Genomic DNA, 22,012 nt, shown 5'->3' with positions numbered 1-22,012 from the left:
GCTAACTTTGCAGAAATTATCAGTATTGACACAACTGACAGTCTTGACAGTACACAGTCAGTACAGACAATATTGACAATACTGTCATTACTGACCAAATCCATAACCTATAACACAATGAAACAAATCTTAGCCGTAGGACTCGCATCCCTCCTACTCTCCTCCACCAACTGCCTCGCACAAAGCAAGAGCAACACATGGAACCCTAACCTGCCGGGCAACAAGTACAAGAACCCTATCATCGATGCCGACTACTCCGACCCTGATGTCTGCCGAGTAGGCAACGACTACTATATGACTTCATCATCCTTCGCCTGCTTCCCGGGACTGCAGATTCTGCACTCCACCGACCTCGTCAACTGGGAAATCATCGGCGCGGCACTCACTGACGACTATCCTGTGCTGCCGGAGAACAAAGGAAAGGAACTCGACTGGCGCAAGAAGATACAGCACGGCAACTACGTCTGGGCACCGGCGATACGCTACCACGACGGATGGTTCTACATCTACTGCGGCGACCCTGACCAGGGACTCTTCATGACAAAGACACAGGATCCGCGCGGCACATGGACAAAGCCTGTATGGGTGAAGGAAGGAAAGGGAATGATCGACTGCTGCCCTCTGTGGGACGACGACGGCAAGGCTTACCTCTCACACGGATGTGCTGGCTCAAGGGCGGGCGTGAAATCGGTTCTCTTCGTGGCTCCGATGTCTCCTGACGGCGAGAAGGTCATCGGCCCTTCACGCATAGTCTACGACGGACACGAGGACCAGCCGACCATCGAAGGCACAAAGTTCTACAAGCGCAACGGCTATTACTACATCTTCTCTCCTGCAGGCGGCGTGAAGTACGGATGGCAGGTGGAGCTCCGCTCTAAGAATCCTTTCGGCCCGTATGAGGAATACGTGGGACTTGCACAAGGAAAGTCAAAGGTCAACGGCCCTCACCAGGGCGCATGGGTAGACACTCAGAACGGTGAGGACTGGTTCCTGCATTTCCAGGACAAGCACGCCTACGGCCGTGTGGTTCACCTGCAGCCTGCAAAATGGGTAAATGACTGGCTCGTAATCGGCGACGACAAGGACGGTGACGGCTGCGGAGACGCTGTCGCTACATGGAAAAAGCCTAACCTCCCTGCATCAAAGAACCCTGTACAGCCGGCAGAGGATGACGATTTCAACAGCCCTGAACTCGGAAAGCAGTGGCAGTTTGAAGGCCCTTACAGCCACTATTGGTACTTCTGCGACGCCAACAAGTCCAAGCTGCGCCTCTACGGTGTGGAGCAGCCTGAGGAGTTCCATAACCTCTCCGACCTCCAGAACGCTCTCCTGCAGAAGTTCCCGACAGAGAACTTCACCGCTACAGCCAAGGTTAAGTTCATCCCGAACCCATCCTACAAGAACAAAGGCGAGCAGGCGGGCTTCATAATCAAGGGTCAGGACTATGCCGCACTGCGCTTCATCACAGAAAAGGGTGGCAAGGACGGCAAGGAGACCATCTGCAAACTCCAGTATGTTGTCTGTGAAGGCGCACAGAAAGGCAAGGCTGAGAAGGTCATCGCCGAGCAGCCTGTCGACCTCAAGGCACTGCCTGCACCTTACACACAGAAGTATGCCGTGGACGACATCCCACAGCCTCGCAACGCCACTCCTGACGTTTACGTGCGCTGCACCGTGAAGTCTTCCGGCACAGGCAACAGCATCAAGTCCCATGCACAGTTCTCTTACAGCCTCGACGGCAAGAAATTCAAGAACATGGGCACACCATTCGCTGTCAAGGAAGGCAAATGGATAGGCGCGAAAGTGGGCTTCTATAACTCACGCCCTACAAAGAACAATGACGGCGCATTCCTCGACGTCGACTGGATAAAGTTCACAAAGTAAGAATCAATACGACAGTACTGCCAGTATTGACATAACTGACAATATTGACATAACCCTGTCAATACTGACAGTACTGACACAATTATCATTACTGACCAAAAACCACAACAACCAATGAAAAAATTCATTTTCTTTGCTATTGCAGCAATCCTCAGCGTCGCGCTGATCTCATGCAGCAATGACGACGACACCAAATACACCGAGGGCGAAAATACCGTGACCCTCGAAGGCACATGGAAAGGAAAAACAATAATCACACATGAGATAGAGGACGATCAAGGCGAAATCTCTTACAAAGAAGAGGAGGTGAACACCACCATACAGTTCGTAGGCAACCCTGACAAGGCACGCTACGGCACAAAAGGAACAGGACGCTGGCTCGATCAGTACGATGACGGCACCTACTCCTACAACCGCACGGAATGGGAAGTGGACTATGAGAAAATCATCATAAAGTTCCTTGACGACGAAGGAAAGCCTAACGGCACAGTCCTCTACATCAAGAACGACGGCTACAGCCTCAGCAACAACCTCTTCTCCGGAAAAGTTGACTACAACGACGACATACGAGGCTTCGTATTCAAGAAGGACAACTCCTACAATTGGGGAAACTAAACTCATGAACAAACACGACAACTTGCCGAGGTGGCAAGTTGTCCTAAAAAGAACGACAGTACAGACAGTTGCGTCAATACTGACAAAACACCGACAATACTGACAATACTGACAGTACTGACAAAAAAAACACCAAAATGAGAAAACTCATCTACTTCGCCCTGACAGCAATCCTGAGCCTCTCACTGACCTCATGCGAGAGCGACCCGGACGATTACATCGCCTACAGCCTTGAAGGCGTCTGGGAAGGCTACACACGCACACCCTACGGCGAGAGGACATACACCACCATAGAATTCTACGGAGACCCTTACAACGCATCCATCGGCGCAACAGGCTCAGGAATATGGCTTGACGACTACCGTGACGGCACATGGTTCCGCAGCCGATTCAGATGGAAAGTGACACGCGAAAACATAGAAATCTACCTCCTTGAAAACGATGAATATGACGACCGCAGGAACTATCTCTATATAGACAGGGAGAACTACCGCCTCAACGGCATCGAATTCACCGGCACACTGGAATACTTGGGAGGATTCCGTGATTTCCATTTCGAAAAGGTCTCATCCTTCGATTGGGACAGATACCCTTACAGCCACTCCAAGAAAACAATGGAAGGCTTCTCGAAAGAATAACAACCACTCAGCCACGACAATATTGACAATTCCGACAGTACCGTCAGTATCACCCAAACAACGACAATATTGACATAACCGACAATACCGTCAGTATTGACAAAACAACGACACTACTGCCAATACTGACACTCTTGACAATACTGACCCAAAAACCCACAACCAAAAATGAAAAAACTCCTCCTCTACTCCCTCGCAACCATCGCACTCGCGACATCATGCTCAAAGGCGAAATACCACGTCGAAGGAGAGATAACCAACGCCAAGGACTCCACACTCTACTTCGAGAACCTCTCTCTCGAAGGACCCGTAGTCATGGACTCCGTCAAACTCGCCGAAGACGGCAAGTTCCAATTCGCGGCAGACGCAAAGGAAGCACCGGAATTCTACCGCCTGCGCATCGCCGACCAAATCATCAACCTCTCCGCCGACTCCACAGAGACAGTCAGCGTAAAGGCACAGTACCCTGACATGGCATGGAAGTACGAAATCACAGGCTCCGAAAACTGCAAGAAGATACAGGAACTGGCATACCTCCAGATTGCCCTGCAGAACCAATGCATAAAAATCGACCGCAACCCGAACCTCAGCGCACGCATTGCCAACGACTCCATCAACAAAGTCGTTGAAGCCTACAAGAAAAAAATCAAAAGCGAATACATCACCAAAGAACCGATGAAGGCATACGCCTACTTCGCACTCTTCCAGGCACTTGGCAACCGACTCATCTTCAACCCACGCGAGAACCGCGACGACATCAAGATGTTCGCCGCCGTCGCAACATCATGGGACACCTTCTACCCTGAAGCGGAACGAGGCAAGAACCTCCACAACATCGCCATCGAAGGCATGAAGACAATGCGCATCATCGACAACGCCAACAGGGGAATAGACATCGACGCATCAAAAGTCAGAGAGACAACAATGATCGACCTCGCTCTCCTCGACAACAAAGGCAACACACGACGGCTCTCCGAACTGAAAGGCAAAGTCATCCTCCTCGACTTCCACTCCTTCTCCATGAAAGGCTCCACAGAGCGCATCATGGAACTGCGAAACCTCTACAACAAATACCACGCACAGGGACTCGAAATCTACCAAGTCGGCGTGGACGGCAACGCACACTTCTGGAAGACAAAGGTGGCAGCACTGCCCTGGGTGAGCGTCTATGACGAGAAAGGACAGGCATCAGGGACATACAACGTGCAGTCCGTACCGACCTACTTCCTCCTCGACCGCAACGGCACTCCCGTCAAGCGCGACATACAGGTAAAAGACATCAACGCAGAAATACTCGCACTGCTGAAAGGCGGAGCACAATAAACCTCACACAAATCTTCAGAATCCGCAAGAATCCGCATGCCATACATCTCTTCACATTCCCGCATACGGATTCTTGCGGATTCTGAAGTCCATGCATCAACAGTCGCTCAGTGAACAAGAATAGTTAATTATAAATAAAAACACGCATATCCGCGTTAACAAATATTACCCCCCCCCGATTTAAAAAGAGCGATATGAAAAAATATCATTAACTTTGCACACTATAGAAAAAATTTGTGATAAGAAGAAACACCAAGAGAGAAACTTGCGTGCCGGACATCTCACACACGGCAATGCCACAAGCTAAGTAACCTATCACAAAAGACAGAGAATTTAACATAAAAAATTTCATAAAGATGAAAAGGTTTGCATTTTACACAAAAATCGCCAAGCTATGCTTCCTGTGCCTGTCAATGGCGGCAATGCCGCAGCAGTCCATGGCACAGGTGGATGCAGAACATGCCGGATTTTACGGCGAAGGCATGACTATTGAGGAACTCAACCAGTTACAGTCATCAGGAAAAGAAACCCGCATCCTTCTCTATAATCTCGAAAAGGACATGTTTCTCAACGCCGGAGGCTTCTGGGGCACGCGAACAGCGACATTCACAGTCGGACTGCCACTGCTTGTAATGCCAAATCATGACAATAACAATTACTACAAAATCAAAGGACCGTTCCGCAATACGGAAACCGGCGGAGAATACCTCGGACTTGTGCCGGAAGGCAATACAAGCAAGACGAGAGGTGTCTATTTCGACCAAAAGGACGAGAACGGCATTTATGTCAACTGGGAATTCGAGAAAATAGCAGACTCAAAGGAAGGCAATGTCTACCGCATAAAAGTCTTCGACGGCACACAGGAATATTACCTGTGCAGCAACAACCTCATGACCATTAATGTCTTCCAACAAGGAAACAGCAACCTTGTGCGTGCAATGACAATTACGGAAATCCGCAACAGGAATCCAAGGGAGACACATTGGAAAATCGTTTCCGAGGAATATCTGGAAGACATGTTCCCTGACACCTATAACAAGGAAAGACCTTCCGACGCCACCTTCATGCTCCGTGCACAAGGCTTCAACCGTCTGAACAAGTACAACACATACGACAGCGAGTCCGGAAGAGGATGGCAGAAGAGCGGTACGATGACGTTCTCAAATGACTTCTCCGGAGAATTCTTTGACGACAAAGGCAATGACCTTTACACCCAAAGCAATGTCGACCAGAATTTCGGAATGTTCTACTGCGGAGGCATAAAGAAAGCGGCAAAAGGCGCGAAGCTGTTCCAGAAAGTCAAGCTGCACAAAAGCGGATGGTATCAGGTGGAATGCCAGGGATTCTTCAATGACGAAAAGGACAAGACGGAGTATGCGAAACTGTATGCGAAAACCACAAACGCAATATCAAAAAGCACACCAGAATGGAAATCCATGTCACTCCTCGGAAAATCATACGGCGAGGAAGAGGGACGCATAAGCCTTGAGAAAGTACCTGTAAGAGAAGAAACTTTCGACAAGATAGAGTTCCTTGGCAAGGACATCCGTGACAACAAAGTCTCCAACAAGGTGGAAGCAGGTGTGGTCTTCTACTGCAAGGTCTACCCCAACTACCTGACCTTCTATGCAAACTTCGATGAAAATGAAGGACAGGACATAGAAATCGGCATAGAGATTGACAAGGACATGACCGACAACGACTATGTCTACTTTGATGACTTCCGACTGAAATACCTCGGCGAAAGCTTCGCACTCGATGAGGGATGGAACAATTTCAAGGACGGTTCAACGGCGGAGAACTCCGACTACGCGTCAAAGTATGTCAACCGTCCGCTGATTCTCAAGCGCACCATGACGGCAGGCAAGTGGAACAGCCTCTGCCTCCCTGTCGACCTTACAAAGAGACAGATCACACAAGCGTTCACGGCAAAAGTGGAGATTGCCAAACTGTGCAATGCCGAGTCCGGCCGTGAGGGAGCCATAGCATTCCAGACCCTGAAACTTGACAGCTATAGCGATGATGACGTCGTGACAAGAAAAGGAGAGGCATTCATCATCAAGCCGCTTATCGGCGACCTTACCCAAAAGGGAGACATAGACATAGGCGACAGAGGGGAGACAAAAATCACCGCTCCGTTCTACACCATCTCACGAGTGTCCCTCTGCAAGAAGGAACTTCTCGAGGAAGAGATTAAAATAGAAAGCCTCAAACGATTCCTGACCCTGGAGTACAACGGGGATGTAGTCATCGACGGAGACCATTTCTTCACTGTCAACGGCGACGGCTACAAAGACTGCAAGCTGCGCGTCTATGCAACATTCGAGAAAGAGACAATTGTACCGGCAAACGCCTATGTCATGCATGACAGCAACCTTTACCACCTCCCAGGACAATGGGACAAGGCAGCAGGCTACAGCTGGTGGATTGAGGATGAGCACCAGAGCATTCCAGGAGCAAAAGGCCACAGGCTGGCATTCATCTCAATGGACGGCATCGGCGACAACACCACGACGGCAATAGAGGGATTCATCACCATGGATGCCACTGAACGCGACCTGCCTGCCGCCGTATACTCCATCTACGGTCAGGTGGTACGCCGCGGCACAACATCCCTCGAGGGTCTCCCAAGCGGAATGTACATCGTCAACGGTAAGAAAGTTGCTGTGAGATAAACGCCCTAAACAAGGACAACAAAAGAAAGGAACAAAGATATGAAAAAGAAATATATCAAACCCGAGATTACGGTGATAAAGATGGAAGAAAGCCTTATGCAGCACGCATCTGTATGGACAGTGGACGGCGACAAAGGTGGTGACATCATTGAGGGCTTCCCTGATTTCATGACAACTGTAGATAACGAAAACAAGGACAACAGCGGCAACGCGAAGTCAGCACCGTTCACGGGACCATGGGAATTGTAAACACAGGACTGGCAAGATAATTTTAGAAATGGAGGGGAACAAAAACTCCGGAGCAGAAAATGCTTCGGAGTTTTTTTGTTTTTGGGGGCTTTTCTGTTGGGGCTTTTCTGTCAGTATTGTCAGAAAACATCTTCCGAAGAGAAGTACTCCCCTCTCCCACGCACAAAGTCGAGGAGATGGCGGAACACCGGGTCTTTCTCCAGCAGCTTCGGGTTGCCCACCATGAAGAGATGCTCTTTCGCACGCGTCATCGCCACATTCAGCTTGCGGTCGATGATGCTGCCGTCCGTATCCACGAAGACGTTGGCGGTAAGGAAATCCAGCTGATAGTAGCGCTGCACGGTGAACCCATAGACGATGTACCGCCGCTGCGAGCCTTGGTAGCGCTCCACGGTATCTATGGTTATGCCCTCCAGAGCCTCTATGCCATAAGCCGCAATGGCATTCCTTACCGTGGCAATCTGGTTCCTGTAAGGCACTATTATGCCCACTGTCTCGTCAGCGTCAAACACCTCGCGCTCCCTCCCGTATATCCCCACGACCATTGCAGCAATGATGTCCGCCTCACTCCTGTTCACCTTCTCCGACGGAGTGCGCTGCGGTGCAGGCACGGCAACGAATGCCATGCGCCGCGTGGCAATGATTTCCGCCACGCTGCCCGGCACGCCCGTAAAGGCAGGGAGCTGCGCTTCCTGATGCGGCAGAGGGACAACGTCAAGGCGGTTGTTGTAGAAAGCAAGGTTCGGGAACATCGCTATCTCGCGGTGCATGCGTCCCTGCTTCCTCAGCATGAACACCACACCGGCGTCACCGCCATACCGCCTGAGCAAGCGTTCGAAGAGCGACAGGCGGCAGTCCGTAAGGTGTATGGCGTTGAGCACCGGGTCACCGACACGCGAAACCTCCTCCTTCTGCTGCACCACGGCAGGGAGCTGCTTGTGGTCGCCTATGAAGACAAACTTGCTTATGGCAGGGATTCCGCCGTCGTGCGCACTGAGCAGCCCCATGAGGTGCGGCTCGAGAATCTGCGATGCCTCATCGACGACAGCCAGGGAGAACCGCTTCAGGCGGAACAGCTGCAGGTTGGAACTCAGCGAAGCCGTTGTGCCCACAATGACACGCGTGGCGGCAATCACCTCCGCCAACGACTCTATGCCGTTGCTCTCACTGACCTTTTCGCTCAGAAGACTGTCCTTACAGGCGGCAGAACAGTTCAGTTCGCCACCTATCCTCAGGAAGCCGATGCCCTCACTGTGGAGCTTTGAGCATATTTCGTCCACCGCCCTGTTGGTGAAAGAAGTGAGGAGAATGGAAGAGCCCTCTTCGAGGAGTTCCTCTTTTACGGTGTTTAGAAGCCCGTAGGACGTCTTTCCCGTCCCCGGCGGACCGATTATAAGGAAGAAGTCTTTTGCCCTCTTCACGCGCAAGGAAAGCTCGTTGAACGCTCCATAGTCGCCTTTCAGCATGCGCGAAGCGTCCGTCTGCGGCTCACGCTGCAGCAGGAGGAGGTCGCGCCGCTCCTTGGGTGCGGAGAGGAAAGCATGCATGCCGCGGTACAGCGAACTGTAGGAAGACTCGAAGAAGTCGTGCTCCACCGCCCACAGGCAGTCCTTCCGGCGCACGAAGACACGGTTGTCGGACTGTGGGGCGCGGAGGACGAGGGTTATCTCCTCGGGCGTCATCTTCTTTATGGAGCAGCGGAACACCATCGTCTTCCGTGCGTCGGGCTGTTCATCCCTGCCGTAAGGATAGAGGATGACGATGTCGCCGACGCGGAAATTGGACATGTCGTTGTCCGTCACCGCAGGGAAGCGCAGCACAACGGTCTCTATCTTGCCCGTCGTCCCTGTGTCGGGCGAGACAATCGACAGACTGTCATAAATGTTTCCTGCAAGGCGTTTCTCTTCGAGGGAGTCATGCCATTTCGCGGCAAACCCTGAGTTTTCCTTTGTGCGGTTGCCGAGTTTTGCCATGGCATGCTCGTTGGCTATGAAGGTAAGGAAGCGCAGGAAATAGGCGCGCTCCAGGGGCGAGGCGTTATGTATTGGGGCGAGAACCTCCTGAATCTGCTGCCTTTGGTAGCGTTCCCATAACGTTCCGCGCGCGTTTTTCTCGTTGACAATCTCGGGAATGAGCGTCTCGAGGATGTCAAAGCCATGCGGTTCGGTGTAGCCTATGTCCGCCCTTGCCATGCCGTTCCTGAGTTTCAGGGCGCGGAAGACAAGCTGCGGGGCGAACGGGAGCTCTATGAGTCCGTTGCCGTACTTGGAATAGAGCAGCAAGGCATGCAGCTCACGGCGGTTCTGTTCGTACAGGTCGCGGTAGTTGTAGCGTATGATAAGCATGTAGAGGAGCAGCTGCACGTAATGCTCCTCGCGCTCCTTTATCTCGTCATTACTGAAGGAAAAGGCGCATTTTCCCGATTTCTGCTCCATGAGAACCTTGAAGTCCAGCTGCAGGTAGTCCATACGCCCCTGCAGTCCCAACATCTCGGAGAAGAACGAAGGTTCGACAAAAGCGTCGCTGATGCTGAAGCGTTCCAGGGACTTTTCCAGTGATTCGAGGGCAGTATGGATGTTCCGGCGTTGCAGCTGCGCATTCTTGTGCAGGTCATGGCCGCGCCCTATGGCAAGGAAGTTCAGGGCATTGTTGCGGAAGAATTCCATGGCACTGTCGCGGTACGGGCGGCATTCCTTCCCGCTGTACGTTATTGCCTCGTCAAGGAGCTGCCCTGCAAGATTACCGAGAAGCAGGGGTTCCGTCACCTGCTGCGGCTGCAGTTTGTTCAGGAGGTGCACCACGGGAGACTCCGCATAGTTGGTGAAGCAGCGTGCAATGGCGGAGATGTCCACAAGGTAGTCCGGTTCGAAGACAATCAGTTCGGGATAGAGCACGCCGCCTTTCTCCCTCGGGCGTACAATGTTCAGTTGTGCATTCTCGTAAAGCAGGTCTTTGAGATACGACCAGTCGTAGCCGTTTATGCCGCCTGTGAAGGACACCGCCACCGGTTCGTCGTCAACGGCGTCCTCACGGCGGCAGTACATTGCCTTATCGTCCCACCCGTCGGCAATCACTCGCACGTATTCGCCGACAAGGGCGAGAGTGTCCCCATACTCGCGGTTGGAAGGGAACATGGCGGCAAGATGTCCGGGGATGGGCGTCTTATATATAAAGGAGACGAACTCGCAAAGGTTGCGGAAGTCATGCAGGCAGGCGGCTTCAAGGCGAAGGGGGCTGTCCCCTGCCGTCTGTCCGTGTGGCGTTCTGACAGCCTTGCGGAGCCTTACGCGAGTGTCGTTGACAGCCATGGCAAGCCCTTTTGGCGCACGATGCTCCTTCAGGAGGTAGTCCGTCTTGGCGAAAGTGCCGGCGAGGTTCAGGCGCGATGCGTCTGTCTTTTGGTAAAGAAGTCTCTGGAACGTGTGGTTGAAGGCGTTGTACACCGCCGCCATGTCGGGACGGAGGCGCAGGGCTTCGGCAAGCTCGGCATAGAGGTTCGCTGCTATTTCGGGTTCGTAGGTGGCAGGCATGGTGGTTATGGATTGGTTGATTGGGTCAGTACTGTCAGGATTGTCGATATTGTCAGTACTGTCTGTTTTGCCATTACTGACTATTGTCCAAATTGATTAAAAAAAGAAGAGACATCCTTGCGAATGTCTCTTCTTGTGCGCTCCCTCCAGGGCTTGAACCTGGGACCCCCTGATTAACAGTCAGATGCTCTAACCAACTGAGCTAAGGAAGCATTGTGTTTGCCTTATGTCTCAAAAGCGAGTGCAAAGGTACAGCTATTTTTTGAAACTACCAAATATTTTCTAAAAAAAATGCATTATTTGGCGAAAAAAGGAAGAAAAGTAGTATCTTTGCATAAGATAAGCGGCACCTCGGCATACATGAACAAGTTCTGTCTGCTCTCGGTTTGCATTACCTTTGCATAAGATAAACATAAAAAAACAAAAGCAAAGCAACTACTTTGCCTTAAACAATAAGCGATGAAGATAAACAACATTTTCAGGGCTTTTGCCCTCCTGCTCCCACTCATGGGGGCACAGCCTGCACAGGCACAGAAAGACAGCCACAACCTTGAAGTGGCGAAGCAGCTGGAGATTTTCTGCGACATCTACCGCGACCTTGACATGATGTATGTGGACTCCCTCGACGCCAAAGAGGTCGTGGGGACGGGAATAAAGGCGATGCTCCGCTCGCTTGACCCTTACACAGAGTATTATCCGCAGGCGGACGTGAAGGAACTGAAGCAGATGATTACCGGAAAATACGGCGGCATAGGCTCCGTAGTGTCGTTCAACGTGAAGGAGAATGCCACGGTAATCAACGAGCCGTACTTCAGCATGCCTGCCCAGGAGGTGGGACTGAAGAAGGGTGACATCATCCTTTCCATCGACGGCGAGGACATGAAGGGCAAATCCACGACATACGTCTCGGAGCATCTGCGAGGAGAGGCAGGCACGAGTTTCATACTGAAAGTACTGCGCCCTACCCTCCCAAAGGCAGCGGAAACTCCTGCAAAGAAGGGCAGGAAAGGCAAGAAGGAGAAGGTGAACCCTAAGGGGCAGGAACTGTCGTTCAAGCTGACAAGGCGCGCCATACAGATGCCTGCCATGCCGTACTACGGTATGCTGACAGACTCCATAGGCTACATAAACCTCAACCAGTTCACGGAAGATTGCTCAAAGGAGGTGCGCCACGCTGTCATCGACCTCAAGCGCAAAGGGATGAAGCAGCTGCTGTTCGACCTCCGAGGCAACGGCGGCGGCTCGCTCTCCGAGGCGGTGGACATCCTGAACATGTTCCTGCCGAAAGACCTGAGCATCGTGAAGACAAAGGGCAAGCTCACACGCGCCAACCGTGAGTACAAAACCACGGCTCTGCCGATAGACACTCTGATGCCTATCGCCGTGCTTGTGAACGGCGGCACTGCCTCGGCATCGGAAATCATGGCGGGCACAATGCAGGACCTCGACCGTGGCGTGGTCATTGGCACAAAGACTTTCGGCAAGGGACTGGTGCAGGTGCCGATGGATGTGCCGTACAACGGTAACCTGAAACTGACCACGGCGCATTACTACATCCCGTCAGGACGCTGCATTCAGGCTATAAACTACAAGCACGCCAACGGCGGCTCACGCGAGGCGGTGGCGGACTCTCTGAAGAAGGAGTTCAAGACTCTCCACGGGCGTAAGGTGAAGGACGGCGGAGGAATCATGCCGGACATCGAGGTGAAACCTGACTCGCTGCCGAACATCGTGATGTATCTCACTGCTTCGGGACTGGACTCCACGAATGTGATGATGGACTATGTCGTGGACTATGTGGCAAAGCATCCGCAGATAGCGCCGGCACGTGAGTTCTCAATCACCGACGCCGACTATGCCGAGTTCTGCCGGCGTGCCACAGAGGCAGGATTCAAGTACGACCGTGAGAGCGGCAGGTTCCTGAAGGACCTTGAGAAGGTGGCGCGCTTCGAGGGCTACTACGAGCGTGCAAAGGCGGAGTTCGAGGCTCTGGAGGCGAAGCTGAAGCATGACCTTACCGCGGAACTTGACTACCACCGCGATGTGATAAAGGATGCGATAACCATGGACATCGTCTCCTGCTACTACTACCAGGCGGGGGCTATCGAGAACAGTCTCAGGCGCGACAAGCAGATAAAGGCTGCCATAGCCCTTCTCCGCGACCCTGCAAGGTACTCCGCAACACTCGCGCCGGAGGAAAAGAAGGCAGAGTAGGAACAAGAAAAATGCTCATTGCATCCCTGTCAGGCTTCACAGGAAGTCCGGCAGGGATGCTTTCTTTTGGCATGCAGCCACGGAACAAGGCATGCCGCAACGGAGTGCCGCCTGCCTTGGCTTGCAAGAGGTTGGTTTACAGGCATGAAAAGCATTGTTGCAGAGGGGCACAGCGGAAGGTAGCCTTTTGCACGGTGAAAGGTAACGATTGGCTTGGTGAAAGGTATGCTTTTGCATGGCCAACCGTTACCTTCCGCCATGAGGGTTGTTTTGGCGGCATTTCCTTAATCTGAGTTTGACGAAATGGACAGACTGCTCTTCATGAAAAGGGTTGTCATAGAGCCCGCCAACGATGAGCCGCATAACGTTCCCGCAGATTACGCAGATTCCCGCAGATAGTTGTTTGTGGCATATACCTGCGAAAATCTGTGTAATCTGTGGGAAAAACATTCATTGCAAACGCTTTAATCAGCGAAAATCTGCGTAATCTGCGGGAACTTTGTGCTTTATTGCAAACGAATTTTGTGTCCCTCCGATTTCACAGGCTGCAGGGAACGAAAAAGCCCGCCTCTGCAAGAATACAGATGCGGGCCTATCGCAATGTTTGTTGTCAGTCTGCTGTCATGCAGTCATTATCTGCGCCTGCCTCTTCTGCCGGTGCCCTTGTCAAGGTCAAGGATTGGCTTCAGGGAGTTGTCGTCAGGGTTCACAGACTTATACATCTTAGCATACCTGATAGCTTCCTTTGTGTTGTCATTATGCAAGTTGTAGACAGCGAGGAAGCGGTAAGCGTCGGAGAGGAAGATTTTCTTGCGCTGCTCCGATGTCTGTGCTCCCGTTGTAGGGTCCTGCACGACTTCTATGAGTCGGAGGTAGTGCGGCACGGCAGCGGCGCGGTCAGTAGCGGCAGCCATCCTTGCGCGGAGGTAGCACATCAGCGTTGCCTCGTAGTCAGGATAATCGCGCTGTATGATGGCATAGACGCTGTCAGCCTTTGCTATCGCCATGTTGTGCTGTGCCTCGGTGCAGAGAGTGTCGTCAATCATCTCGCGGTAGATGTTCGCCATCTGGTAGTAGTCGTAGCCCGAGCGGTTGCGCTTCGCTGCTATGTAGTCGGCATACTTCTCGGCAGCCTGGAGGTAATTGCCACCGCTCTTTGTTCCGGTGATGTGCTTGTTGATGAGCGAGCGTGCCGCCTTCAGGTGGTCATTGGCGAACTCACTGTGAGTGTCGTAAATCTTGTAGAAGGTCTCTGTCGCTGTGCTTACGTCACCCCTCTTCAGGTAAATCTGCCCGGCATAGAAGTGGTCGAAGGAGTTCAGTGTGTCAGTAACCTGAAGCAGCTTGTCATAGGAGACAAGGGCATCGTCGTACTGTTCGAGACCGAAGAGGCAGTACATGCGTGTACGGTTGAAGAGCGGATAGTCTGGAAACTTCTTCTGTCCGTCATTGACCACTTCGAGACCTTTTGCGAAGTCACCGATGAAATAGTAGTCAAGGGCATAGTTGTTGTACTGGTAGTCCTCCAGGCGGTTAACCACTTTGGAGTAAGCCTCTGCCGACTCGCGGAAGTGTCCGAGGCGGTTGTATATGCCGCCGAGCTCCAGTTCGGCAGGATATTCCGGACGGCGTGCCTTAAGGTCTTTGAGAACCGTTATGGCGGAGTCGGCTGCGTGTCTCATGCGTAAGCTGTCCTCGTGTGTCTGGCGGTTGCCGTAGAGCTTGTACTTGAACATGTAGAGGTCTGCTATGCGCTCATAAGGCACATTGCTCTGCGGCTCCACGTCGATGGCCTTCTTGTAGTAGATGTATGCCGTGTCGAGGGAGTTCGGCTGGTTCCAGTAGTACTTGTAGATGTCGCCGTACTGGATCAGCGGAGCAGCTGCCTTCGGGTTCTTCTTTATGGCAAGTTCAAGCATGTCCTTTGCCTGGTCGAGCTCTCTGTTGCGGAAGTAGGCATTGCCAAGCTGTGCCAGTACCTCCGGCTGGTTCCCGTACTTCTTCACGAGAACCTTGGCAAGGGAGTCCGTCTCTGTCACAGAATAGTGGCGTACAGTGTTGGCGAACGCCTCTCCGATAGCTTTGGACGACTGTGCCGATGCTGTCAGTGACAGGAACAGTGCCGGGAGAAGGAGAAGTTTCCTTGCTGCTGATATTTTGTTTGTTATTTCCATGATGGTATTCATAAACTAAAGTGTGTACTGCGCTCCAAGCGAAACACTTGGGATTAACTGCATTTTGTTGCCCACGAAGCTGATGGTCTGGATTCCCGCCATCCTTACATTTGAGATGAAGTGCAGTGACGGTTCGAGATACACTCCTATCTGGCGTGAGAAATTGTGGCTGAACTTCGCTCCTCCCGTGAATGCAAAATGTACCTTGAACTTGTGGTCGATGTTGCTCTTGAAGGTGTGTCCCTCAGGAAGATTGTCGCCTATTGCTGATGCGCTCTCGCTGATGTAGAATGCTGCACCCGGACCGAAATAGAACTCCAGGTTGAAGCGCTTCGGACCTTGGTAGCCGCTGAGGAGGCTGTACATGTCGACACTGTAGTTGGCAGTGGTGATAAGCAGTCCGTGGCGGCGGTTACCCATTCTGTAGCTTGACTGTGACACAGGCTTGTCGCCCTTCATGTATGACTCTGTGAACGGAGACTCGATTGCGCGTGAGAGCGACAGGTAGTCGATGGAGAGGCGTGCAGATGACAGCTTTGTGAAGCGGTACTGTCCGAAAGCCTTGATACCGTAGGAGAAGCCTTTGTCTTTGTAGGCACTTGTCTGCATCATCATTATTGGTGTGGTGAATGACAGACCGGCTGTGATAGGGAGTGCGTCGCTCTCTTCCTCCGGTTCGAGGACACGTGGGCGGAACTTCGCGCTGCGTGTTTTTGCCGTCAGACCGAAGAGTACGGAGACATTGTCGTCCCTTACACCTTCATGACGGTAGCTTGAATAGCGTGGCTCGACGAAGAACTGCAGGTCTTTGTCTATTGTGGCATAGAGGTGTGCACCGCCGCTGATAGACTCGAAAGAGGTACGCGTCTTGTAGTTGCCGCCTCCCGTTAAGTTCAAAGATCCATAGCCGACACCTGCGAAGATGTACGCTCCGAAAGGATTGTTCCAATCGAACTTCTTGGAGAATCCGAATGGGTTGATGAGACCTTCGACGTTTCCTCCACAGGTAGCCTCATAGAAGTTGCGTCGGAACCCGTTTTTGCCGGCTCCCTCCTGGATGCGGTTGGATGCCATGTGTGCGGAAAGCCTTACACCGACAGTGCTGGAAATCCACTTGCCCACAGACCACTGCATCTGGAGTCCTGCTGTATGGCTTGCCGGCAGGGCATCTATCGGACTGTTCTTGCGGAAAGTCACCATCGGTCCCATGCCTGCCTCGAAGAACCATGGGTTGTACATGAGACTGTCGTGACGCTGCTTAGGCGAGAAGTTGTTCGTGAAGCTGTGTACGATACTGAGGTTCACTCCGTAGAACACATCGTACTTGCGCCAGTTGTCCGGTGAAAAGTCCATCTTGTCCGCTGTTACGCCAACATAAGGCTCAACGGTGAAATGTCCGTAAGGTCCTGACAGGAACTTGAACTGGAATCCGGTGTGTACCTCAGGAGAGATGCGTGTCGGTTGGGAGTCGTGCATGATGTTTGTGCAGTATGCACCTGCACCGAAGAGGAGCTGCATCTCAAACGGGCGTGCCGGGTTGTAGCCTCTTGAGAAGGCAGACACATTGAACAGGTACTCCAATGATCCGCGCAGTGAATTAAAATGGCTGCGGCTGTACTTCTCATATCCGGAACCATACTCAAGGGAAAGACGTATTGTGTTGTAGATGTCAAGGGTCTTGCCCAAAGAGCCATGCACCGTGGCGAGAGTGTTGAGCTTGTAGTTGCCGGATGTCGGAACGAAACCCATCAAACCCGCACCTGCCTTTACGTACATGTGGTCGTACCATTTCTTTGTGAACTCGTTATGCTTCGGGCGATAGCGTGACTCCAGCGAGAAGTCCATGACGTTACGTCGTGTAGCCAGTCGCTTAGGAGTCTTCGTGATCGTGTCGAGGTAATAATCCTCGTCCTCCGGGTCCGGAGCGATAGAGTCAGGTATGGCGGCATAGTTGAATGCCACTGCTTTCTGCGTAGCCATGACGCAGAGCATCAGGAATATTATCGTGCTGATTTTCTTCATTACCTCTAACTTTTTATTGTTCCACATTCTTATCCTTAACATCGGTGTCCTCATCAAGGTCGTCACCACTCAGTTCCTCCTCATAATCGGCAGGCTTGCCTTTTCCGAGGAACTCGTCAAGCAGTTCATTGTACTTAGGGATGTCACGCTTGCGGTACTTGTACTTGTCTCTCAGCGAGTCGCTGACCTGTCCGTCGGTGAAGTATGTCAGGCGGAGAGCCGGGTCAATGGTGAAGCTCTTGTAGAAGAGTGCGAGATAGAGAGGGATATATTGCTTGTCCGTCACATTGCGCTTTGCTTCCTTGTCAGCCTCGAGGATGGCGAGGAGATACCATTTCTTGGCATCGCTGTCAGGCAGCTTCATGATTTGCTCACGGCATTCGGCATCGCTCTTGCCCATGAACTGGCGGCCTTCGGTGTAGAGGACAGCCCTGTTTGACACTGAAGAGTTGAGTACAAACGCCTCTGTCTTCTTGTATTCGGCAGCCTCCTCGGCGGAGAGCTTGTCGCTGTAGTACTTCAGGAAGTTCTTCTTGAAGTTTACATAGTTGCGCAGTGCCACTACTTCCTTGTCGTTAGCTGTCGGGAACCAGAACTGCAGCAGGCGTGCCGCTGAGTCACGCTTCTCGAGCTGGTAGTATGCGAGGATGTGGTTGATGAGTATCTGGCGACGGTTCATCTGCACTCTCTCGCGTGCCTCGCGGTTGTTTCCGAGATAGGCTTCTGTGACACGGTTGCTTGTTGTGTCGACGAAAGCAGCGAGTGTCTCGGTGCTTGGGTGTCCCTGACGGAGCTGCATGATTGCCATACGGTTTGCGACATACTGTGAGAACTTCAGCTTCTCGTAGTTAGGCTGTGACACCATGTGGCGGTATGCGAGCATTGTGATTGTATCCTGCTCCAAAGAGTCCTTTACGCTTGCGAAGAGATTGTAATAGTCACCATCGGAGAGGTTGACTGACTTGTCGCCGGCAAGGAGCTTCTTCTTGTTCTTTGCATAATAGGTAAGAACCTCATCAGAGTTCATGATGTGCATCTGCTCATATTTATATACGCAGCGCATGGAACGCATGCTTTCAAGAACAGGGAGGATGTGGTCGGTGAAGCCTTGCAGCTCACCTATCTTAAGGATAGGAGACTTGATGCCTGACGCAATGATTTCGCGCACGCTGTCGGCGAGTTCCTTCTTGCCCTTGTTATCCAGTTCGGTAGCGACTTCATCCCAAGTGTAGACTCTTGTCTTAAGACCTTTGGTAACATCGGCGCGTCCGAGTCCGCGCATCACGAGGTTCATGGCGACACGTCCGCGGTCCTGTGCGAGCTTGAGGTTCTTCTCGTAGCCACCGTCAGGTGATGAGTAAGCCTCTATCTCGACACGCATGAGCTGTTCGCCGTACTCCTTCATCTCCTTAATGAGCATTTCGAGGCGCACATCATTCAGAGAGTCTGCAGTAAGCTCTGACTTGCCGACAAGGAAGTTCAGCTTAAGGTCTCGTGGCACTGCTCGCATGGTCTCTTCTGCATCAATGCGGAATTCTTCAAGCGGCATGTCGGCAGAGACGCCTTTAAGGTTGAGGAACTTGAACATCTTGCGCTTGTTGCATGAGCCTACGGTATTGAGGCGCATGTAGCTGTGTGTGTAGTCCTCGACAAGGATGTCACAGAAGATCTTGTAGTCCTTGTTCGGATCCTTCTTCTTGTACATCACGATGGTGTCCACGTGCAGCGGCTGTCCGTCAAGCAGCGGGCGTCCTTTCACGAAGCCCTGTGCGATTACCTCCGGCTCGTTCTTGTAGAAGTCGAAGTTCATGCGGCGGTCCTGCAGGCGGTGGTATCTTCTTCCGGCATAGACAAGAGGTGTGACGTAGCTCACGGTGTCCTCTGTCTGGCAGTCGATAGCCATCGGCTGCACGAAGACGCGGGTGTCCTTGCCGGTGATTCCTTCAGGAAGGTCGAAGGAGATGTGCACAGCCATGTTCACGCCGTCGTCGTCACCTCCGTCGACAATGAATGGGATATGCACCTTCTTGCGGTTACCCTCGACATTGACATTGTCAAGAGTGTGCATGCCGTCCATCTTGAACTCTACGGTCTCGTTATAGTCTGTCTTGCCGTCCTTTATCTCGAAAACCTCGAAACTCTGTTCGTTGACATAGACAAGGACACACTGTCCGGGATATGCGCGCACATTGAAAGTGCCGTTGGCCTTTGCACGTTTGAAGCGCACGTTGTATTTCACGAGAGCATTGTCGTACTCGGGACCACCGGGGAATCCGTCGGTGATTATGGCAGCCTCCAGCTTGTCCTTGACGTCCTTGGCTTTTTTCACGGTCTTGAATACGGCATAAGAAGTCGGGTACACAGCAGGCGTGCCTTTCGTGCCGTGGCGTCCCTGCACCTGAAAGTTGGCTGTCAGGCGCTCATCCTGGGCAATGGCGCTTGTCGCCATGCACAGCAGGAATGCGATGAATATGTAAATTGTCTTCTGCATTTAGTCTAAAATATATGCGATGGAAATACCTATTCTTGTTGGCAGGAAATAAGATCCTCTTGAATTGTCGGTGATAAGCTCTGTCGGGTCCTCTGTCTTGAACAGTTCCTTCTGCTTGTAGAAGAAGTTCTGCACACCGGCATGGAAATCGATGTTCCAGCGGCGTGAGAGACTCAGGACATAACCGAATGTCACACCCACGCCCACACCGTAGCCGTCATAGACCTTGTCGGTGCCTGTCACCTTGTATGTTCCGAAAGGAAGGCAGAGTCCGATGAAGTGGCGGGACATGGCACGGCGTGAGAGATAGTATCTCCATTCCGGCTGTATGGCAATCATTTTCATGTCTGCGCCCCATGGCTTGTAGTTTCCCATGGCATTGAGGGACAGGGTCGTGCTGTTGCCTGTCGTGAACTCTAAGCCGAGGGACGGTGTCTGGAGTGCGTCCATGACCAAATCACTGTTGACCGCTACCGTCTGTGCTCCGGAGTTCGCGGCAAAGGATATAACCGATATTATTGTTATTAAAAGTTTTCGCATTGTGAATTAAATAAGGGAAATACTCTGATTACGTATTGTCTGTACTATATCTTAAAACGAAGGTGCGGCACACCGGCATGTCCCGTCTCGGGAACGTTCCGGCATGCTGTACCTCGGTTTGCTACCTTATCAGTCCTTCTTTCCGGAGGATTTACGCTTTTTCTTCTCAGCAGCCTTCTTCTCTTTCTCGAGAGCCTTCTGCTTCTTGGCTTCGGCCTTCTTCTCCTTTTCAAGGGCTTTCTTGTCCTTTGCTACGGAGTCCTTGTCAGAAGATTTCTTCTTGCCACGAGACTTCTTCTTGGAAGACTTTTTGTCCTTTGCAGGAGCCTGACCCTCATTTTCAAGAGCCTGCTCGTCCTTTGCCACGGCGTCCTGCTCCGAAGAGTCCAGTGCTTCATCGGAAGACTTCTTCTTCTCCTCGGCAGCCTTCTTTTCAGCACGGGCCTGCTTCTTCTCGGCGCGTTCCTTGGCAGCCTGCTCCTTTGCCTGGCTCTTGGCCTGCTTCTTGAGCAGTTCGCGCTCCTGCTTCAGGATCTCGGCATCACTCTTGGCAGCCTCAGGGTTCTTCTTCACGATAGAGTCAAGCTGCTCCATGTAGTAGCCGCTAACCAACTTGTACTGGCTTGTGGCAATAGAGTCACGGTAAGCCTGTGCAATGCGCTCATCACGCAGACTGTCAACCTGGTATGCATATCTCAGGTCTACGTCATAGCGGAAGCGGTACTTGTGGTGTCCGGCTTTCTTGCCGATGCGGTAGACAAGTCCGGCACGGAGCTCGTTGACCACAGGAAGAATCTTCAGATCCTTCCAGCCGACAGTCTTCGTGTAGTTGATCCTGTTGCGCTCTTGGTCAACATCGTACTTCCTGTACTTGTACAATGCCACTCCGACACCCACACCAAGCTCAAGGTCAATGCTTGAACCACGGCGGAAGCGGTACAGAGGACGCTGGATGCCGTAAACACCGCCGAACATCATAGCCTGACCGTCATAGCCTTCATAACCCGGCCCGAAACGGAAGTTATAGTTGGCATAGGAGACGAACAAGCCACGGTAGTAGGTAGTGAGCGGATGCTTCTGCTCATACCTGCGCTGTGACATAGCCTTGTCCCAAATGCGGCTGTGCGCCTTCACACTGCTACCGTTTATACGACGTGTGCGCCAATAGTTGCGGAACTCCAGCTTCGTCTCGAAGAGGTCGAACGCATGGTTTGGTACAAACGTGTGAGAGGTAGCCCACTTATAACGGACATTGACACCAACAGACCAGCGGTTCCAGTTCTTGTTGTTGGCAATGTCATACTCGATGCCGATATTAGGCACCATCAAGAGCCAGTCCACACTGTTGGTGCGGAACGACAGACGGTCGGCAACTGTCAGTGTGTCCAGTTTGCGGCTGTTGTCAGGCACCCACTGGGCATACGAGCTCATACTTGCTGCACACAATAGGCACAGCATAGGTAATATACGTCTAATACGTTTGATAATTGTTAAAATTTAGATGTTAATAAATATTATATATTCTCTTTTGGGGTGCAAAATTATAAAAAAACTGGTAAATATAAATATCAAATGTATCTGTCACCAACATTTTTAACACATTTTTACCGCATATTTTTGTTATTAACCTTTATTGAATCGATTTATGACAATTTAT

The 22,012-nt window shown here is 51.9% G+C and carries 13 protein-coding genes and 1 tRNA gene; 7 read left to right on the top strand and 7 right to left on the bottom strand.

What is annotated here, in order from left to right; genetic code table 11:
* The first annotated feature begins 117 nt into the window (after positions 1-117).
* From HPS57_RS07060 to HPS57_RS07035, 6 genes are all read left to right on the top strand, one after another.
* Positions 118-1,884 (top strand): glycoside hydrolase family 43 protein, encoded by a 1,767-nt coding sequence (locus HPS57_RS07060; protein WP_172181564.1) that lies wholly within the window; start codon positions 118-120, stop codon positions 1,882-1,884.
* A gap of 114 nt (positions 1,885-1,998) precedes the next feature.
* Complete coding sequence (locus tag HPS57_RS07055) at positions 1,999-2,499, top strand: hypothetical protein (protein WP_172181562.1); 501 nt, start codon at positions 1,999-2,001, stop codon at positions 2,497-2,499.
* Between the two features lie 137 nt (positions 2,500-2,636).
* Positions 2,637-3,137: a hypothetical protein gene (locus HPS57_RS07050; protein ID WP_172181560.1), complete on the top strand. Its 501-nt coding sequence runs from the start codon at positions 2,637-2,639 to the stop codon at positions 3,135-3,137.
* A gap of 168 nt (positions 3,138-3,305) precedes the next feature.
* Positions 3,306-4,460 (top strand): TlpA disulfide reductase family protein, encoded by a 1,155-nt coding sequence (locus HPS57_RS07045; RefSeq protein ID WP_135940085.1) that lies wholly within the window; start codon positions 3,306-3,308, stop codon positions 4,458-4,460.
* A gap of 356 nt (positions 4,461-4,816) precedes the next feature.
* Positions 4,817-7,135 carry a hypothetical protein gene (locus HPS57_RS07040; RefSeq protein WP_172181558.1) on the top strand — a complete coding sequence of 773 codons (2,319 nt, stop codon included), beginning with the start codon at positions 4,817-4,819 and terminating at the stop codon, positions 7,133-7,135.
* Between the two features lie 39 nt (positions 7,136-7,174).
* Positions 7,175-7,384 (top strand): hypothetical protein, encoded by a 210-nt coding sequence (locus HPS57_RS07035; RefSeq protein WP_135940083.1) that lies wholly within the window; start codon positions 7,175-7,177, stop codon positions 7,382-7,384.
* A gap of 119 nt (positions 7,385-7,503) precedes the next feature.
* On the opposite strand, the gene HPS57_RS07030 is transcribed toward HPS57_RS07035, so the two are convergent.
* The gene (locus tag HPS57_RS07030) at positions 7,504-10,914 is read right to left on the bottom strand and encodes a DEAD/DEAH box helicase (protein ID WP_172181556.1); all 3,411 of its coding nucleotides are present in this window, start codon (positions 10,912-10,914) and stop codon (positions 7,504-7,506) included.
* Positions 10,915-11,052: 138 nt separating this feature from the next.
* Positions 11,053-11,126: transfer RNA gene (locus HPS57_RS07025), tRNA-Asn, on the bottom strand.
* 247 nt (positions 11,127-11,373) lie between these two features.
* Between HPS57_RS07025 and HPS57_RS07020 the strand changes: the two genes are divergently transcribed.
* Entirely contained in the window at positions 11,374-13,128 is a 1,755-nt protein-coding gene (locus tag HPS57_RS07020; RefSeq protein WP_135940081.1) for a S41 family peptidase, read from the top strand.
* A gap of 632 nt (positions 13,129-13,760) precedes the next feature.
* On the opposite strand, the gene HPS57_RS07015 is transcribed toward HPS57_RS07020, so the two are convergent.
* The 5 genes from HPS57_RS07015 to HPS57_RS06995 form a co-directional block, all read right to left on the bottom strand.
* Positions 13,761-15,302 carry a tetratricopeptide repeat protein gene (locus tag HPS57_RS07015; protein WP_168354640.1) on the bottom strand — a complete coding sequence of 514 codons (1,542 nt, stop codon included), beginning with the start codon at positions 15,300-15,302 and terminating at the stop codon, positions 13,761-13,763.
* A 15-nt stretch (positions 15,303-15,317) separates the two neighbouring features.
* On the bottom strand, positions 15,318-17,324 hold the full coding sequence (locus HPS57_RS07010) for a hypothetical protein (protein ID WP_135940079.1): 2,007 nt from the start codon (positions 17,322-17,324) through the stop codon (positions 15,318-15,320).
* Positions 17,325-17,337: 13 nt separating this feature from the next.
* The gene (locus HPS57_RS07005; protein WP_172181554.1) at positions 17,338-19,815 is read right to left on the bottom strand and encodes an OmpA family protein; all 2,478 of its coding nucleotides are present in this window, start codon (positions 19,813-19,815) and stop codon (positions 17,338-17,340) included.
* Positions 19,816-20,355 (bottom strand): DUF3575 domain-containing protein, encoded by a 540-nt coding sequence (locus HPS57_RS07000; protein ID WP_135940077.1) that lies wholly within the window; start codon positions 20,353-20,355, stop codon positions 19,816-19,818.
* A gap of 129 nt (positions 20,356-20,484) precedes the next feature.
* A complete protein-coding gene (locus tag HPS57_RS06995) occupies positions 20,485-21,786 on the bottom strand; it encodes a DUF3575 domain-containing protein (protein ID WP_172181552.1) in 1,302 nt (433 codons plus the stop codon).
* Positions 21,787-22,012 lie beyond the last annotated feature (226 nt).

This window comes from Palleniella intestinalis, assembly GCF_013166595.1.
In the GTDB taxonomy this organism is placed as follows: Bacteria; Bacteroidota; Bacteroidia; order Bacteroidales; family Bacteroidaceae; genus Prevotella; species Prevotella intestinalis.
This window is presented reverse-complemented; position numbering and strand designations above follow the sequence as displayed.

What these genes read in the sequence shown, in the direction of transcription:
- HPS57_RS07060 (WP_172181564.1), top strand. Translation starts at nt 118, where the DNA reads ATGAAACAAATCTTAGCCGTAGGACTCGCATCCCTCCTACTCTCCTCC.
- HPS57_RS06995 (WP_172181552.1), bottom strand. Translation starts at nt 21,786, where the DNA reads ATGAGCTCGTATGCCCAGTGGGTGCCTGACAACAGCCGCAAACTGGAC.
- HPS57_RS07020 (WP_135940081.1), top strand. Translation starts at nt 11,374, where the DNA reads ATGAAGATAAACAACATTTTCAGGGCTTTTGCCCTCCTGCTCCCACTC.
- HPS57_RS07040 (WP_172181558.1), top strand. Translation starts at nt 4,817, where the DNA reads ATGAAAAGGTTTGCATTTTACACAAAAATCGCCAAGCTATGCTTCCTG.
- HPS57_RS07030 (WP_172181556.1), bottom strand. Translation starts at nt 10,914, where the DNA reads ATGCCTGCCACCTACGAACCCGAAATAGCAGCGAACCTCTATGCCGAG.
- HPS57_RS07035 (WP_135940083.1), top strand. Translation starts at nt 7,175, where the DNA reads ATGAAAAAGAAATATATCAAACCCGAGATTACGGTGATAAAGATGGAA.
- HPS57_RS07050 (WP_172181560.1), top strand. Translation starts at nt 2,637, where the DNA reads ATGAGAAAACTCATCTACTTCGCCCTGACAGCAATCCTGAGCCTCTCA.
- HPS57_RS07015 (WP_168354640.1), bottom strand. Translation starts at nt 15,302, where the DNA reads ATGGAAATAACAAACAAAATATCAGCAGCAAGGAAACTTCTCCTTCTC.
- HPS57_RS07055 (WP_172181562.1), top strand. Translation starts at nt 1,999, where the DNA reads ATGAAAAAATTCATTTTCTTTGCTATTGCAGCAATCCTCAGCGTCGCG.
- HPS57_RS07000 (WP_135940077.1), bottom strand. Translation starts at nt 20,355, where the DNA reads ATGCGAAAACTTTTAATAACAATAATATCGGTTATATCCTTTGCCGCG.
- HPS57_RS07005 (WP_172181554.1), bottom strand. Translation starts at nt 19,815, where the DNA reads ATGCAGAAGACAATTTACATATTCATCGCATTCCTGCTGTGCATGGCG.
- HPS57_RS07010 (WP_135940079.1), bottom strand. Translation starts at nt 17,324, where the DNA reads ATGAAGAAAATCAGCACGATAATATTCCTGATGCTCTGCGTCATGGCT.
- HPS57_RS07045 (WP_135940085.1), top strand. Translation starts at nt 3,306, where the DNA reads ATGAAAAAACTCCTCCTCTACTCCCTCGCAACCATCGCACTCGCGACA.